The organism is Aeromonas aquatica, from assembly GCF_000764655.1.
GTDB lineage: Bacteria > Pseudomonadota > Gammaproteobacteria > Enterobacterales > Aeromonadaceae > Aeromonas > Aeromonas aquatica.
Genome location: NZ_JRGL01000010.1, coordinates 1 through 15712 on the forward strand (window position 1 = coordinate 1; position 15712 = coordinate 15712).

The 15712-nt window shown below is 59.4% G+C and carries 18 protein-coding genes; 14 read left to right on the forward strand and 4 right to left on the reverse strand.

Annotated elements, in window-relative coordinates:
* Positions 1 to 690: GNVR domain-containing protein (locus LG30_RS0102280; RefSeq protein ID WP_033129099.1), on the forward strand; the 690-nt coding region annotated here is incomplete at its 5' end.
* 293 nt (positions 691 to 983) lie between these two features.
* Here the strand turns inward: LG30_RS0102280 and LG30_RS21270 are convergent.
* Positions 984 to 1781: an NPP1 family protein gene (locus tag LG30_RS21270; protein WP_152598987.1), complete on the reverse strand. Its 798-nt coding sequence runs from the start codon at positions 1779 to 1781 to the stop codon at positions 984 to 986.
* A 446-nt stretch (positions 1782 to 2227) separates the two neighbouring features.
* Between LG30_RS21270 and LG30_RS22955 the strand changes: the two genes are divergently transcribed.
* Complete coding sequence (locus LG30_RS22955) at positions 2228 to 2470, forward strand: hypothetical protein (protein WP_420796335.1); 243 nt, start codon at positions 2228 to 2230, stop codon at positions 2468 to 2470.
* A gap of 265 nt (positions 2471 to 2735) precedes the next feature.
* A complete protein-coding gene (locus tag LG30_RS21840) occupies positions 2736 to 3026 on the forward strand; it encodes a tyrosine-type recombinase/integrase (RefSeq protein ID WP_238566369.1) in 291 nt (96 codons plus the stop codon).
* 334 nt (positions 3027 to 3360) lie between these two features.
* Here LG30_RS21840 and LG30_RS0102295 read toward each other — a convergent pair whose 3' ends face one another.
* Positions 3361 to 4233 (reverse strand): U32 family peptidase, encoded by an 873-nt coding sequence (locus LG30_RS0102295; protein ID WP_033129101.1) that lies wholly within the window; start codon positions 4231 to 4233, stop codon positions 3361 to 3363.
* A gap of 79 nt (positions 4234 to 4312) precedes the next feature.
* Positions 4313 to 5308, reverse strand: a complete 996-nt coding sequence (ubiU, locus tag LG30_RS0102300) for a ubiquinone anaerobic biosynthesis protein UbiU (protein ID WP_033129102.1) — start codon at positions 5306 to 5308, stop codon at positions 4313 to 4315.
* A 189-nt stretch (positions 5309 to 5497) separates the two neighbouring features.
* On the opposite strand from ubiU, the gene ubiT reads away from it, so the two are divergent.
* Positions 5498 to 6013 (forward strand): ubiquinone anaerobic biosynthesis accessory factor UbiT, encoded by a 516-nt coding sequence (ubiT, locus tag LG30_RS0102305; RefSeq protein ID WP_033129174.1) that lies wholly within the window; start codon positions 5498 to 5500, stop codon positions 6011 to 6013.
* On the opposite strand, the gene LG30_RS0102310 is transcribed toward ubiT, so the two are convergent.
* Complete coding sequence (locus LG30_RS0102310) at positions 5978 to 6394, reverse strand: hypothetical protein (RefSeq protein WP_033129175.1); 417 nt, start codon at positions 6392 to 6394, stop codon at positions 5978 to 5980. The two genes, ubiT and LG30_RS0102310, sit on opposite strands and share 36 nt — an antisense overlap.
* 186 nt (positions 6395 to 6580) lie before the next feature.
* Here LG30_RS0102310 and trmJ point away from each other — a divergent pair, with 186 nt between their 5' ends.
* The 10 genes from trmJ (at position 6581) to pepB (LG30_RS0102360) (ending at position 15619) form a co-directional block, all read left to right on the forward strand.
* The gene (gene trmJ, locus LG30_RS0102315) at positions 6581 to 7306 is read left to right on the forward strand and encodes a tRNA (cytosine(32)/uridine(32)-2'-O)-methyltransferase TrmJ (RefSeq protein WP_033129103.1); all 726 of its coding nucleotides are present in this window, start codon (positions 6581 to 6583) and stop codon (positions 7304 to 7306) included.
* 92 nt (positions 7307 to 7398) lie between these two features.
* Complete coding sequence (gene iscR, locus LG30_RS0102320; protein WP_033129104.1) at positions 7399 to 7902, forward strand: Fe-S cluster assembly transcriptional regulator IscR; 504 nt, start codon at positions 7399 to 7401, stop codon at positions 7900 to 7902.
* A 55-nt stretch (positions 7903 to 7957) separates the two neighbouring features.
* Positions 7958 to 9172, forward strand: coding sequence for an IscS subfamily cysteine desulfurase (locus LG30_RS0102325; RefSeq protein WP_033129105.1), 1215 nt, complete (start codon positions 7958 to 7960; stop codon positions 9170 to 9172).
* 53 nt (positions 9173 to 9225) lie between these two features.
* A complete protein-coding gene (iscU, locus tag LG30_RS0102330; RefSeq protein WP_005299770.1) occupies positions 9226 to 9609 on the forward strand; it encodes a Fe-S cluster assembly scaffold IscU in 384 nt (127 codons plus the stop codon).
* 15 nt (positions 9610 to 9624) lie between these two features.
* Positions 9625 to 9948 (forward strand): iron-sulfur cluster assembly protein IscA, encoded by a 324-nt coding sequence (gene iscA / locus LG30_RS0102335; RefSeq protein WP_005324290.1) that lies wholly within the window; start codon positions 9625 to 9627, stop codon positions 9946 to 9948.
* 87 nt (positions 9949 to 10035) lie between these two features.
* Positions 10036 to 10554 carry a co-chaperone HscB gene (gene hscB / locus LG30_RS0102340; protein ID WP_033129106.1) on the forward strand — a complete coding sequence of 173 codons (519 nt, stop codon included), beginning with the start codon at positions 10036 to 10038 and terminating at the stop codon, positions 10552 to 10554.
* A 28-nt stretch (positions 10555 to 10582) separates the two neighbouring features.
* Positions 10583 to 12430 (forward strand): Fe-S protein assembly chaperone HscA, encoded by a 1848-nt coding sequence (hscA, locus tag LG30_RS0102345; RefSeq protein ID WP_033129107.1) that lies wholly within the window; start codon positions 10583 to 10585, stop codon positions 12428 to 12430.
* A 1-nt stretch (position 12431) separates the two neighbouring features.
* Positions 12432 to 12770, forward strand: a complete 339-nt coding sequence (gene fdx / locus LG30_RS0102350; protein ID WP_033129108.1) for an ISC system 2Fe-2S type ferredoxin — start codon at positions 12432 to 12434, stop codon at positions 12768 to 12770.
* Positions 12771 to 12927: 157 nt separating this feature from the next.
* Positions 12928 to 14232 carry an aminopeptidase PepB gene (gene pepB / locus LG30_RS0102355; RefSeq protein WP_033129109.1) on the forward strand — a complete coding sequence of 435 codons (1305 nt, stop codon included), beginning with the start codon at positions 12928 to 12930 and terminating at the stop codon, positions 14230 to 14232.
* Positions 14233 to 14335: 103 nt separating this feature from the next.
* Complete coding sequence (gene pepB / locus LG30_RS0102360; RefSeq protein ID WP_033129110.1) at positions 14336 to 15619, forward strand: aminopeptidase PepB; 1284 nt, start codon at positions 14336 to 14338, stop codon at positions 15617 to 15619.
* Positions 15620 to 15712 lie beyond the last annotated feature (93 nt).

A 15712-nucleotide genomic window follows, 5' to 3' on the forward strand; every position in this document is an offset into this window, starting at 1 on the left:
GCTAAGCCAGATGAACAGGGGAAAAGACGCTGGCTCCGTGACTGGTCCAAGTTTATCTCTGCCGAACCGGTCGATGAAAAAGGAAATAAGCCGGGTGTGAGGCTGACGACCAGTGCCGATACCTCCGAGCATGCCTTGAAGATGTTGGAGGACTACATCGACTTCATTATCGTCAAACAAAACCAGAGCCTGGTAAATGAGCTGACTGATCAGAAATCACTCAGGCTGGATACGCTGACAATGAGTTTGAAACTCACAAGTGAAGATGCCAGGCAAGCGCTGAAGCGTGACATCATTAATACCGAGTTGGCGGTTAAGGTGGCAAAAGCGGCTGGCGTGACTCAGCCCCTAGAGAACTACAACAGCAGTGAGCGCTTCCCCATTAACCTGGGTACCCAAGGGTTGGAAGAAAAGCTGAAGCTATTGAAAATAATCGACTTAAACATCTACCAGCCCAAACTAGCCGAGTTGCAAATACAGATCGAACGTTTGAAACAGGTCCGTGTTGAAGCGATTCGTTTCAAACCTTTTTCCTATCTTGATGCTCCTGAAGTGCAGCTGAGTCGCGATAAACCCAAGCGTCCCCTGATCGTGGTGCTTGCCACCCTGCTAGGTGGCATGTTGAGTGCCAGCATTGTGCTGATTCGTCGCGCTTTCATAAGTAAGAAACAGCATCATGATGACCAATAACGGACTGTCACCGGTAGAGTTTGAAAAGCAGCTCAATATTCAGCAGCAGAGTGTCTAGAAAACTCGGGGCGATTCAGAGTATGGCCGCCTTGTTATTTCGTCATAGCTTAAGCTTTTCTTCTCGAATGGCCTGCCAAGTGATATTGAATCTGGTTACCATAGATGAAAAATGGTATAGCAAGACTGATAGCGTAATAGCGCAATTGATATGCTCGAATGATGAAGTAATTTAATTTTTTCACAGTAACAGCCCCAGGAAAGTTCATCACCTGAGGCTGTTTTTTAGCAACTAATTATGGATTGGGATTTGACGCTTCGACACTACTTTGAGTGAATGTCGGATAGCCAGACGGTTTCCATGAATTTATGGAACTTAAGAAAGAACTATCTTTCACCTTAATCGACGCATCTCCATAGTCAAAGCTGTTAAGTCTGTTCCGCATATCTTGATTACTTATTCCATCCCCTCTTAGTTCATACCAAGTAGTGACAGCTGGTGTGACCCAGTACTGATAATGATTTTCAGGTGGTTCAGTGCTTGATGCGAATCTAAACGCATGTGTTGATGAACCACTTTTATGGTACACGATCTTTGCATGGTTTCCTTCTTTAGCAATTTCACCAAATGGTTTAACATCCATTTTCCCATGAGCACTAGCGCCTACATGAGTAATAGCGCCGTTCAATGTCCATACTGTTACCGTTTCCCAGTCATGTCTATGGCCCAATCCTACAGGGCCATTCTGAGCCTGATCTTTTTCGAAATACATGTCATAGACCTGAGCGCAATAAGTGCCACCGGAGCCTGGGATGCATGCGTATCTATGTAATGTGTTTGATATTTCTAGGAAGCCGGCGTCACGGCAACTACCGTTCAGGGCTCCCGATGTCTTCAGCCCTGGGTTTTTCACTCCGCTTCGACTGATGCCTGCGGCCGGATAACAGCCATCGGTATCGAAGTCAAAAACAGGTTCGAAACCACGAATATTAATATTGCTGGGATACGCCTCATCAAGCTTGGGGAATTCTTCTGCTATGGAGGATGTGGACGCAAGCACCAGCGTCATAAAAATATATTTTTTGTTTTTCATGATTTATCCCTGTTTTTTAAAAATAAGATCCATGGAATTTTTTATATTTATAAATCCTATGTCTATTGCTTTCAGTTCACCTCCTTATGGCTTGAGCAATTTATTAAACATAAGGGAAGTGGTTGATTAAATAAAGGGATCAAAATCACGAAAACAGGACTCATGAGGGTTATTTAAAGCGTGTTCAGCTCCAGTGCAGGTTTCTGGATTTTATGAACTAAATGAAACTTAAACTATTTATTTTTTTGTTGTAAAAATCGAACAATATTTTTTGATGTAATGAACTGTTGTACTAATGCGTGATGGATTCTGAATTACGCCTTAGGAAATTTGATATGAGACTATTTGGTAATCTCAATCCCCCGGCCCGCTCATAAATTGCCTCTCGGTTCTGTAACCATGATGCATTGTTTCATCGTCCATAAGCTACAAGGGCTGGCCGCACACTGGCAGAACTCATCGAGATCTGGTGGGCTCACAAAGGGCAGTATCAAAAATGGGGTGTGCATTTCCATCGCACCTTGAAGCGGGCCGATCGTTATTGGGGGGGCAGGGTTAGCCAGCTCGATAACCATGCGCTGACCCTGTTATGTTCGTGCATGTTGACCGCAGGCATCCCCCCCAATTGCGTCAACCGCTTGGTGGTGGAGCGAGGGGGTCCTCATAGAGGGTGGCTTTTTCAGGGATGAGAACCCGATTCGGGAGCTGAAGGCATTGAAGGTTGCCCCCAGAGAGATGAGCTATCTCTCTCCACTTGAGGTCGAGCAATTCTGGGCTGGCTGGGTTGGCAGGGGATGATCGAGGTATCGCTGTGTTGTGCCTGAGCACGGTGGCACGGTGAAGTGAGGCCGCCAATCTAATGGCCGAGCATGTGGTGAACCGTCGGGTTACCTTCGTGACCACCAAGAACGGCAAGAAACGCACGGTGCCGATCAGTTAGGAGGTCGAGCACGAGTGGGTGGCGAACCGGCGCGGGCTGTTGTTCCTGTCGCAAACTATCCGCAAGTGCGGGAGATGCTCAAAGCGGTGAAGCCAGATTTGCCAAAGGGGCAAGCGGTGCATGTGCTGCGACACACTTTCGCCACCCACTTTATGGCCAATGGCGGCAATATCCTGGTGCTACAGCGAATCCTGGGCCATGCAACCATCCAGCAGACAATGCCCTATGCCCACTTTGCTCCAGATTTTTTACAGGATGCTGTGTGCTTCAACCCACTCAAAGGTGCAGCGGGGCAGTGTGAATAATTCGCCTGTCAGGTAGAGGGCTGCTGCCTTGGATTGTCCACATCGTTGACCATACCAATGCAGGAAAGGGGGTGAATGACAACTCACCAGAGTAGGCCACTCTCCAGCCGCGAATGTTGAGGCAAGTCAAATGCAGTGAGGATTTGCGGTAATGACCTGATATTTAAGAGGAAAGTTGGAAAAGAGTCATTAAATGAAAAAGGGCCTCTTGATGAGGCCTTTTTGCTGTCTGGGATCCGGCAATGTTGGTTTTTTCCCCACTCGGCGCATGCCGGAGAATCGTGGGCATCGGCAGCCGTGGCAGCCGCTTTGCCGAGTCCCCTTCGCGGCTGGATTATTCCACCAGGCTCATGCCGGGGATCTGCCGCCAGTAGCCGTTGCAGTCCCGCTCCTGCTGCAGGGGCAGGGGAGCCTGACCCTGCGCATTGGCTCTGAAGCGGGCGAGCATCTCCAGCGTCTCCATCCCTTCGGGGGAGAGGCGCACCACGTCCACCAGATCCGCCATGCTGGCCAGCTCGTTGCCGAGGTTGTAGCAGTAGCCTGATTGGGTCTGGATACCGTTGAGATTGAACACCTTCTGCCCCTCCCGGCTGCTGGCGAGGCGCCCTGTGGGGTAGTGGATGCAGGCGAGCTCGCAGCTATCTTTGGGCTTGTCGAGGGAGCGGGCGGTGAAGCAGCGCGCCGAGTAGGCGAGCGGCAGGTGACCGTAGGCGAACACCTCCACCTCGAACTGGCGGCGGGCCGGGCCCAGATCCTGCTCGAGCTGTACCAGCCAGTCGCGGGAGAGCTCCACCGGCATCACCCAGCGTTGCATCCCCTGTTTGAGCAGCATGCGCAGCACGTCGGCGTTGTAGGCATTGATGGCCGGGCCGCACACGAACGGCAGACCGGCTTCCCAGGCGAGCTGGGCTGTGCCCAGATCGTTGGTTTCGATCAGCAGCTCGCCATTGTCCACCAGCCGTTTGACCTCCTTGAGCTCGGAGGGGGCCGAGATCAGCGCCAGGGTGGAGAGCACGGCCTGCTTGCCGGAGGCGGCCACCTGGCGAGCCAGGGCAATCCAGTCATCCACCTTGAGTTCACGGCGCTTGCTGCACACCGTCTCCCCCAGATAGATGATGTCGGCCTGGCTGTGCGTCGCGGCCTCATAGAAGGCCTGGGTGTCGGCCTTGGGCCAGTAGAAGAGAATGGGCCCGAGAGAAAATTGCATTAATTGTGCTCCTTGCTGTGATGCTGGCAGTGGAAGATGTTGCCGTCTTGTCTGAGAAAGCGGGACATGGGGCCTCTCCTTATTGCCACTGGCGGTGGTAGGCACCCAGGGTGGTCTGGCTCCCCTCGGAGACGCGGGCGAGCTGGGCATCCCATTCGGCCTTGACGCTATAAGCCTCCGGGTTGGCCTGGTAGCTGTCGATGGCGGCGCGCCAGACCCGGGTCACCTGCTCCACATAGGCGGGGCTGCGCTGGCGGCCCTCGATCTTGACCGACTGGATCCCGGTCTGGAACAGTTCGGGCAAGAGGCCCAGGGTGTTGAGGCTGGTGGGTTCCTCCAGGGCGTGATAGGTCTGGCCATCCACCTCGAAGCGTCCCTTGCACAGGGTCGGGTAGCCGGCGTTCTCACCCGGGCCGTAGCGGTCGATCAGCACCTCGTTCAAGCGGGATTCGAGGCCGCCCGGGGTCTCCTCCCAGCGCACGAACTTGGCTGGCGAGCAGGCACCGACTGTGTTGGGGCTCTCCCCAGTCATGTAGGAGGAGAGGTAGCAGCGCCCCTCCGCCATGATGCAGAGGCTGCCGAAGGCAAAGACCTCGAGGCCGACGTCGGTCTCGCGAGCCAGTTGCCGGACCTGGTGCATGGAGAGCACCCGTGGCAGCACCACCCGGGCGACGTTGAAGTGCTGCTGGTAGAAGCGAATGGCGGCGGCATTGGTGGCACTGGCCTGCACCGATACGTGCAGCTCCATGTCCGGATACTGGCGACTGGCGTAATCGAGCACGGCGAGATCGGCGATGATCAGCGCATCGGCGCCGAGCGCCACCCCGCGATCCACCGCCTGCTTCCATCTGGCGTCGGAGCCCGGATGGGCAAAGGTGTTGATGGCGATGTGCAGCTTGCGGCCGTGCTGGTGCACGTAATCCACCGCCTTGGCCAGCTTGCTGTCGGTGAAGTTGAGGCCGGCAAAATGGCGGGCATTGGTGTCATCCTTGAAACCGATATAGACCGCATCGGCGCCGTTATCCACGGCCGTTTTCAGTGCCGGCAGGCTGCCTGCCGGGCAGAGTAATTCCATCGGGTACGCTCCGAGAGGGCAAAAATGCAAAAGTGGCCCGATTGTATGCACCGGCGCGCTCCCACTTTTTGACCTGAGGCAGCTTTGTGTGGCTTTACCCTTCTTGAGGTAAGTGGCCACAATTTTGATTTTCAACAGGATCCTGACAATTGCACTGTGTTTGAATGCGCAAAAAACTGGGAGTTTATCGTGTTTCAACAACTGCAACGTCGCCTGGTCGAACAGGCACCTCGTCTCTTGCGTCATCCCCTCAAGCTGGTGCCCTTCTCCCTTCAGCAAAATCTGATGGAGGGGCTGCTGGCCCAGGTGTTCAAGGAGGCCATCCAGGACGGCGACTTCGCGTTCCTGGCGGGCAAGTGGCTGAAAGTCGAGGTGACGGATCTCGAACTCTGCTGGTTTATCAGCGATCGGGAGGGGAAGCTGGTGGTGGCTCGTGACTGTGAACACGCAGACGTCTGCTTCAGTGGCAACAGCCAGGATCTTATCCTGATCGCCGCCCGCCGGGAGGATCCGGACTCACTCTTCTTCCAGCGCAAGCTGAAGATAGAGGGGGACACAGAGCTCGGACTGGAAGTGAAGAACCTGATGGACAGCCTGGATCTCGACGGCCTGCCCAGGCTGATGAAGTACCCGCTGATGGACTTGGCGACCCTGGTCGAGCGGGCCCGCTCAGCGCAGGATCCGGTGCCCGCGCCGGCGGCCTGAACTGCGCCTCAGGTGCAGCGCCAGGCCTGGGGCATGATGGCGATGGCGCCGCCGGGCCCACAGACAGCGGCAACCCCACAGACCGGGTAGCAGGGCCAGCAGCGCCGTGTTACCCGGCAGGCGCAGCAACAGCAGCGCCAGTGCCAGCCACACAAACGGCAGCGCCTCGTAGTACCACTCGGGTTGGAACCAGCGTTTGGCCGGGAAGATGATCAGATCGGTGCGTCGGTAGTTGGATCGCATCATCCAGAGGATGGCGCCCACCCCGAACAACAAGGCCGCCGCGAGCCAGAGCAGCGGGGAGTGGACGAAGAGCACCAGCCCTGCCGACAACAGCAGGTAAAGGCCGGGCAACTGCTCGTAGAGCCAGGAGGGAAGCATGGGTGGCGACTCCGGATCGTGCATCTTGAACTCTTTTAAGGTTAGCCCGCCCCTTCTCTTGCCCTCATGCTGCTTGGTTATACGCCTGCCCATTTTTGTTCTGAAATGCGGGGTCAGAAGCGATGCCAAAATAGCGATTGGTTATGTTACAATTGCGCGCCATTTTTGACGGAAGATTGACAGGGCATGCTGGACCAGATTCGTATCGTGTTGGTAAATACCTCCCACCCCGGCAACATGGGGTCCGCGGCGCGGGCCATGAAGACCATGGGGCTGACCCAGCTGGTATTGGTCGATCCACAAGCGCTGCCCGATGACAACGCCATGGCCCTGGCGGCAGGGGCCAGCGATGTTCTGGCCAATGCCCGCATCGTCCCGACCCTGGATGACGCCATCGCCGACTGCACCCTGGTCATCGGCACCAGTGCCCGCTCCCGTACCCTGAGCTGGCCCATGCTGGATCCCCGCGAAGCCGCCGAGAAGCTGGTGACCGAGGGGGTGACGCATCCGGTCGCCCTGGTGTTTGGCCGTGAACGTACTGGTCTCACCAACGATGAGCTGCAAAAGTGCCACTACCACGTGGCCATTTCGGCCAACCCCGAGTACAGCTCCCTCAATCTGGCCATGGCGGTGCAGACCCTCTGTTACGAGGTGCGCATGCGCTGGTTGCAGGAGCAGGCGCCCGAGCCACAAGAAGAGCCGATGGACTATCCCAGTGCCGAGCAACTGGAAGGTTTTTATCAGCATCTTGAGCAGACGCTGCAGAAGACGGGGTTCATCACCGAAGAACATCCCGGTCACGTGATGAGCAAGCTGCGCCGCCTGTTCAACCGGGCTCGGCCGGAAGTGGTTGAACTGAACATTTTGCGCGGTATTCTCACCTCGGTGCAGAAACCCCGTCCGCAGGACTAATCCCGACTGAATTGCTCAACCATATACTTGACTGAAATAGTCGGGTATGTGACCATGTGCCCATATTGATTTGTTCGCAAACGGTAAGGCATATGAGACTGACCTCAAAAGGACGTTACGCAGTGACAGCCATGCTCGACGTGGCGTTGCATGCAGAGCAGGGGCCCGTGCCCCTGGCTGATATTTCAGAGCGCCAGGGCATCTCATTGTCCTATCTGGAGCAGTTGTTTGCCCGCCTGCGCAAGCATGGCCTGGTGAGCAGCGTGCGGGGCCCGGGTGGCGGTTACCGCCTCGGACTGGCCCCTGGCGAGATCTCGGTCGGTCAGGTGATCACCGCGGTCGATGAGTCGGTCGATGCGACCAAGTGTCTCGGCAAAGGGGGCTGCCACGGTGGTACCCAGTGTCTGACCCACTCCCTGTGGCGTGACCTCAGCGAGCGTATTTCCAGTTTCCTGGGGAACATCACCCTGGCCGAGCTGGTTGGCCAGGCCGATGTGAGACGCATCGCCGGCAAGCAAGATGAACAAATGAAGACTGTGTTGTCCCTGGTTGAACGGGCGGAACGCGGTGATGTGAGCTTGAAAGTCCAACTATAAACAAACGTGCTTTCCACGACGGTTCGCAGTGTGATTCGTCGTAACGGAGAAAAACATGAAACTGCCTATTTACCTTGATTATTCGGCAACCTGCCCGGTAGACCCGCGGGTCGCAGAAAAAATGATGCAGTGCCTCACCATGGACGGCCTGTTTGGCAACCCTGCCTCCCGCTCTCACCGTTTCGGCTGGCAGGCCGAAGAGGCGGTGGATCTGGCCCGTAATCAAGTGGCAGAGCTGATTGGCGCGGACCCTCGCGAAATCGTCTTCACCTCAGGTGCGACTGAATCCAACAACCTGGCCATCAAGGGCGTTGCCCATTTCTACGCTGGCAAGGGCAAACACATCATCACCTCCAAGACCGAACACAAGGCGGTGCTTGACACCTGCCGCCAGCTGGAGCGTGAAGGCTACGAGGTGACCTACCTCGAGCCGATGCCAAATGGCCTGTTCACCATCGAGCAGATCGAAGGCGCCCTGCGCGATGACACCATCCTGGTGAGCATCATGCACGTCAACAACGAGATCGGTGTGGTGCAAGACATCGCCGCCATCGGCGAGCTGTGCCGCTCCCGCAAGATCCTGCTGCACGTGGATGCTGTCCAGAGCGTGGGCAAGATCCCGGTCGACGTGGAAGCGCTCAAGGTTGACCTGCTCTCCATGTCCGCCCACAAGGTATACGGCCCGAAAGGGATCGGTGCCCTGTTCGTGCGCCGCAAGCCCCGCGTACGTCTGGAAGCCCAGATGCACGGCGGTGGTCATGAGCGCGGTATGCGCTCCGGCACCCTGCCGACTCACCAGATCGTCGGCATGGGCGAAGCCTTCCGCATCGCCAAGGAAGAGATGGCGAGCGAGAGCCAGCACATCATGGCCCTGCGCCAGCGTCTGTGGAACGGCATCAAGAACATCGAAGAAGTCTATATCAACGGCGATCTGGACCACCGTGTCCCGGGTAACCTGAACGTCAGCTTCGCCTATGTGGAAGGGGAATCCCTCATCATGGCACTGAAGGATCTGGCGGTCTCTTCCGGCTCGGCCTGTACCTCTGCCAGCCTGGAACCTTCCTATGTGCTGCGCGCCCTTGGCCTGAACGACGAGCTGGCACACAGCTCCATCCGTTTCAGCATCGGTCGCTTCACCACCGAGGAAGAGATCGACTACGCAATCAAGCTCATCTGCGACTCCATCGGCCGCCTGCGCGAGATGTCTCCCCTGTGGGAGATGTTCAAGGACGGCGTCGATCTGAACACGGTCGAATGGGCTCATCACTGATCACGGCCAAGAGGCAAGTGTTTGGTGAACAACGGAATTAGCAGGAGTTAGATATGGCTTACAGTGAAAAAGTAATAGACCACTACGAGAACCCCCGTAACGTCGGTGGTTTTGACAAGAACGATCCGAGCATCGCGACCGGCATGGTCGGCGCCCCGGCTTGTGGCGACGTGATGAAACTGCAACTGAAGATCAGCGACGACGGCATCATCGAAGATGCCAAGTTCAAGACCTACGGTTGCGGCTCCGCCATCGCCTCCAGCTCCCTGGTGACCGAATGGGTCAAGGGCAAGACCCTGGACGAAGCGGCCGGGATCAAGAACACCGACATCGCCGAAGAGCTGGCACTGCCACCGGTGAAGATCCACTGCTCCATTCTGGCGGAGGATGCCATCAAGGCCGCCATCGCCGATTACAAGCAGAAGAAAGGTCTCTAAGGTCCGGAGAGCAGTATGGCCATTACCATGACAGATGCCGCAGCGGCGCGGGTTTCCTCTTTTATAACCAACCGGGGCAAGGGCATCGGCCTGCGCCTCGGCGTCAAGACCACAGGTTGTTCGGGCCTTGCCTATGTGCTCGAGTTCGTGGATGAGCTGGCCGCTGAGGATCAGGTGTTCGAGCAAAACGGTGTCAAGATCATCGTCGACGCCAAGAGCCTGATCCATCTGGATGGCACCGAGCTGGACTTCGTCAAGGAGGGCCTCAACGAGGGTTTCCAGTTCAACAATCCCAACGCCAAGGGCGAGTGTGGTTGTGGCGAAAGCTTCAGTGTATGAGCGATTGAACCGGCAGCTTGCTGCCGGTTCAGCCGTTTCAAGGTGGATGGCGAGCCAGGTGCAAGCCTTCGAGTCTAAGGACCCATGATGAATCATTTCGAGCTGTTCGGGCTGGCAGAGGGCTTCGAGCTCGATACCCGCCAGCTGGCCGAGACCTACCGCCGGTTGCAAACCCAGTTCCATCCCGATCGTTTCGCCACCGCCCCCGAGCGGGAGCAGTTGGCTGCGGTGCAGCGTGCCGCCCAGATCAACGACGCCTTCACCACCCTCAAGGCACCCCTGCGCCGGGCCGAGTACCTGCTCTCCCTGCGCGGCACCGACATCCGTGGTGAACAACAGACCCTGCAAGATACCGGCTTCCTGATGCAGCAGCTGGAATGGCGCGAGCGTCTGGCTGACCTGAAAGGGAATGCGAGTCCTGAGGGGGTCATCGAAGATTTTCGCCGCGAAATCAGGCATGATCACCAGTCGCTGATGCAACGGCTCACCGCCAGTCTCACCGCGGGTGATGATCTTGCCGCCGCCGATTGCGTGCGCAAACTCAAGTTTGTCGACAAGCTCCTCGAGGAGCTGGAACGATTCGAAGACTCGCTGTTCGAGTCTTGATCCTCTAACGCTGGAAGTTTGATTATCCATGGCATTATTGCAAATCGCCGAGCCCGGCCAGAGCGCCGCCCCTCATCAGCATAAACGCGCCGTTGGCATCGATCTCGGTACTACCAACTCGCTGGTCGCCGCCGTGCGCAGCGGCCGGGCCGATACCCTGGGTGACGAGCAGGGGCGCTCCTTGCTGCCTTCTGTGGTCCACTATCAGGCCGACGCCATCCGGGTCGGTTTCGACGCCAAGCGTGAAGCCGCCCTCGATCCCCACAACACCATCGTCTCGGTCAAACGGATGATGGGCAAGGCGCTGGCCGACATCGACACCCGCCAGCAGCCCTATGAATTCGTTGCCAGCGACAGCGGCATGCCCCAGTTGCAGACCCGTCAGGGACTGGTCAACCCGGTGCAGGTCTCGGCCGAGATCCTGAAAGCCCTGGCCGCCCGCGGCGCCGCCTCCCTCGGTGGTGATCTCGACGGCGTGGTCATCACGGTGCCCGCCTATTTCGATGACGCCCAGCGTCAGGGCACCAAGGATGCGGCCCGTCTGGCCGGTCTGCATGTGCTGCGTCTGCTGAACGAGCCGACTGCGGCCGCCATCGCCTACGGCCTCGACTCCGGTCAGGAAGGGGTGATCGCCGTGTACGACCTCGGCGGCGGCACCTTCGACATCTCCATCCTGCGCCTGCATCGCGGTGTGTTCGAGGTGATGGCCACCGGCGGCGACTCGGCCTTGGGTGGTGATGACTTCGATCACCTGCTGGCAGACTGGATCAAGGCGCAGGCCGGTCTGAATGGCCAGCTCGATGCCCGTACCCAGCGCGAGCTGCTGGACCTGGCCGCCAGCGTCAAGCACGGCCTGACCGATGCGGACAGCGTCCCTTGCACCTTTGCCAGCTGGCAGGGGGAGGTGACCCGTGCCCAGTTCGATGCGCTCATCACCCCCCTGGTCAAGCGCACCCTGCTGGCCTGTCGCCGCGCCCTGCGCGATGCGGGGCTGGAGCAGGTGGAGGTGCTGGAAGTGGTGATGGTTGGTGGCTCCACCCGGGTACCGCTGGTGCGCGAGTTGGTGGGAGACTTCTTCCAGCGCACGCCGCTGACCAGCATAGATCCGGACAAGGTGGTGGCCATCGGTGCCGCCATCCAGGCCGACATCCTGGTGGGCAACAAGCCCGATGCCGAGATGCTGCTGCTGGACGTCATCCCGCTCTCCCTGGGGCTCGAGACCATGGGTGGCCTCGCCGAGAAGGTGATCCCGCGCAACACCACCATACCGGTGGCCCGTGCCCAGGAGTTCACTACCTTCAAGGATGGCCAGACCGCGATGGCGATCCACGTGGTGCAGGGGGAACGTGAGCTGGTGGCGGATTGCCGCTCCCTCGCCCGCTTCACCCTGACCGGCATTCCGCCCATGGCGGCGGGCGCCGCCCACATCCGGGTCACCTTCCAGGTGGATGCGGATGGTCTGCTGTCGGTCAGCGCCATGGAGAAATCCTCCGGTGTGCAGGCAGAAATCCAGATAAAACCCTCTTATGGGCTGGCGGAAGAGGATATTCTCAGCATGCTGAGTGCCTCCATCGCCAATGCCCAGCAAGACATGGATGCCCGCATGCTGGCGGAGCAGCAGGTTGAGGCCGATCGCGTGGTCGAGAGTCTCAATGCCGCCCTGGCCGCCGATGGCGAGGCTTTATTGAGCCCTGCTGAGCGCGCCGAGATCGATGCTGCGATCAATCATCTGCTGGCCATGCGCAGCGCGGGCACGACCAATCAAATCAAAGATGCCATCGAGGCGGCGGATGCCGTCAGTGGCGAGTTTGCGGCCCGTCGCATGGATGCCTCCATTCGCAAGGTGCTGACCGGCCAAAACGTCAACAAGGTGTAATATGCCAAAACTGATCATTCTGCCTCACCCCGAACTCTGTCCGGACGGCGCCGCCCTCGAGGGCGCGAGCGGTGAGACCATTCTGGATATAGCGCTGCGCAACGGCATCGAGATCGAGCATGCCTGCGAGAAGTCCTGCGCCTGCACCACCTGCCACTGCGTGGTGCGTGAAGGCTTCGACTCCCTCGAGCCGAGCGACGAGCTGGAAGATGACATGCTGGACAAGGCGTGGGGACTTGAGCCGGAATCCCGCTTGAGTTGCCAGGCCCGTCTGGCGGACGAGGATCTGGTGGTGGAGCTGCCCAAGTACACCATCAACCTCGCCTCCGAACGGCATTGATGGCACGTTAATTACACATGAGTGAATTGCACGTGCAGCATCCGGCGGTGCAGTAGTGATATGGTGAAGGCCGACCCCTCGGGGGACGGCCTTTTTTGTATTCGTCATTCCCGTATTTGTTCATGAAAAGAGCCCATAAAAAAGGAAGCAAGAGAAGATGGCTGAGATGATGAAGGTATTGTTATCCACCCAGGCAGCCGCCGCCCATTGGGGCGAAGGGGCCCTGCTCAGTTTCGGTGGTGATCAGGCGCTGATCCACCTGGGCCTTGTTCGCCAGGAGCAGGACGCCCTGCGCGCCATCCAGCGTGCCGCCCGCCGACTCGAATCCAGCGGCATCAAGCGCGTCAAGCTGGACGGGGAGGGCTGGGATCTGGAACGTCGCTATGCCTTCGCCCAGGGTTTCTATGCCGCCAAGGGTGAGCGCGAGCTGGATGTCGGTGAGCAGAGCGCCGCCGATGCCCGCGAGCTGGCTGCGCTGCAGAAGGCGAGCCGCTGGGTGCGCGAGGTGACCAACGGTTGCCCGGAAGCCATCTACCCCATGAGCCTGGCGGAATCCGCCCTGTTGCTGATTCGCGGTCTGGCGGGGGACAAGGTCACCGCCCGCATCACCGCCGGCGAGGCCCTGCGCGAGGCCGGTCACATCGGGATCTGGTCGGTGGGCCGGGGCAGCGAGCGCGAGCCCGTGCTGCTGGAGCTCGACTACAACCCGACCGGGAATGCCAATGCCCCGGTGACCGCCGCCCTGGTGGGCAAGGGCATCACCTTCGACTCCGGCGGCTACTCCATGAAGTCCTCTGACAACATGCTGCCGATGAAGTCCGACATGGGGGGCGCCGCCATGGTGACCGGAGCCCTGGCGCTGGCCATCAGCCGCGGCCTCGACAAGCGGGTCAAGCTCATCCTCTGCTGCGCCGAGAACCTGGTGTCGGGCAACGCCTTCAAACTCGGCGACATCCTCACCTACAAGAACGGCATCTCGGTGGAGATCCAGAACACAGACGCGGAAGGTCGGCTGGTGCTGGCTGACGGTCTGCTGGCCGCGAGCGAGAGCGGCGCCGCCTATATCCTCGATGCCGCCACCCTGACCGGCGCCGCCAAGACGGCGTTGGGTCGCGACTACAATGCCGTGTTTGCGCTGGATGAAACCGAGCAGGCCCGTGCCCTGGCCGCCGCCAAGGCGGAAAACGAGAAGGCCTGGCCGCTGCCGCTGGAATCCTGGCATGCGGGCCAGCTCACCTCGGCCTTCGCCGAGCTGGGCAACGTCGCCTCCGCCGAAGGCACCGCCGGTGCCACCACGGCGGCAGCCTTCCTGTCGCGCTTCGTGCGCGATGAGGGCAAAGGCTGGGTACACCTGGACTTGGCCGCCTCCTATCAAAAATCCGGCAACGAGCTGTGGGCGACCGGTGCCAAGGGCCACGGTCTGCGTACTATTGCCCGTTGGTTGCAGGAGGTGAGCGAATGAGTGTCTGGCTGAATCAAGAATTGGGTGATGGTTTGGGACAGCCGGCGCAAGGGGCCACGGCCTGCGTACTATCGGTAGCCCGCTGGTTGCAAGAGGTGACTGAATGAACGTCTGGCTGAGTCGTGAATTTGCCGCCGCCGAGTGGGGCGAGGGAGCGCTGCTCTCACACCGCGCCGATGGCATGGTGATCCATCTGGTGACCGCCAGCCCCTTGCTGGACATCCAGCAGGCGGCCCGCCGCCTCTGTGGTCAGGGGATCCAGACGGTCGCCCTGTGCGGTCACTGGGAGCGGGAGCAGCAATGGGCCTTCGCCCAAGGGCTGCAGACCCCCAAGGCCGAGGTTGAGCTGCAGTGGGCCACCTCGTCCGAGGAGGACAGGGAGGAGCTGGAGGCGCGCTGGTTGTGCGGCCGCTGGGTGCGCGAGATGACCAATGCCACCCCGGAGCAGCTGGGGCCGCTGGATCTGGCGGTGGAGGCGGCCGCCTTCATCACCGAGCTGGCACCGGATCGCATCAGTCATCGCATCCTCAAGGGGGAGGCGCTGCAACAGGCGGGCTGGGTCGGTCTCTATCAGGTCGGCCGTGGCAGCGATCGGGAGCCGGTGATGCTGGAGCTGGACTTCAACCCGAGCCGGGATCCGAGGGCGCCGGTGGCGGCGGCTCTGGTGGGCAAGGGCATCACCTTCGACTCCGGTGGCTACTCCATGAAGACCTCCCAGGGCATGCTCACCATGAAGCATGACATGGGGGGGGCGGCCATCGTCACCGGCGCGCTGGCGCTGGCCATCTTGCGCGGTCTGGACAAGCGGGTGAAGCTCATCCTCTGCTGCGCCGAGAACCTGGTCTCCGGCCATGCCTACAAGCTGGGTGACATCCTCACCTACAAGAACGGCACCACGGTGGAAATAGTCAACACCGACGCCGAGGGGCGGTTGGTGCTGGCAGACGGCCTGCAGCTCGCCGGTGAGTCCGGGGCGCCCCTGGTCATCGACGCCGCTACCCTCACCGGGGCGGCCGTGATGGCGCTGGGGGGGCGTTACAACGCGCTCTTTGGCCTGGACAAGGGGTTGGTGAGCCGGGCCATGGCTTATGCGGATGCCGAGCAGGAAGCTGCCTGGCCGCTGCCGCTGGAGCCCTGGCATCGCCAGCAGTGCCCGTCCCACTACGCCGACACGGCCAACAGCCGGCCGGTGCCGGGCGGTGGTCCGGGGGGCGCCTCCAACGCGGCGGGTTTCCTCTCCCGCTTTGTTGCCAACGAGGGGCAGGGCTGGTTGCACGTCGATCTTGCCGCCTGTTTCAGCGAGAACGGCGACAATCTGTGGGCGCCGGGGGCCAACACCCTGGGCATGCGTACCATAGCCCATACCCTGCTGGCGGAGACGCGCTGACTCGCGGTATGACGGATGAGGGCACCCATGGGTGCCCTTTTTCATGGCGTTTGAAAAATGAGCAACAGATGCAGTTTTAAGGGATTAAGGACG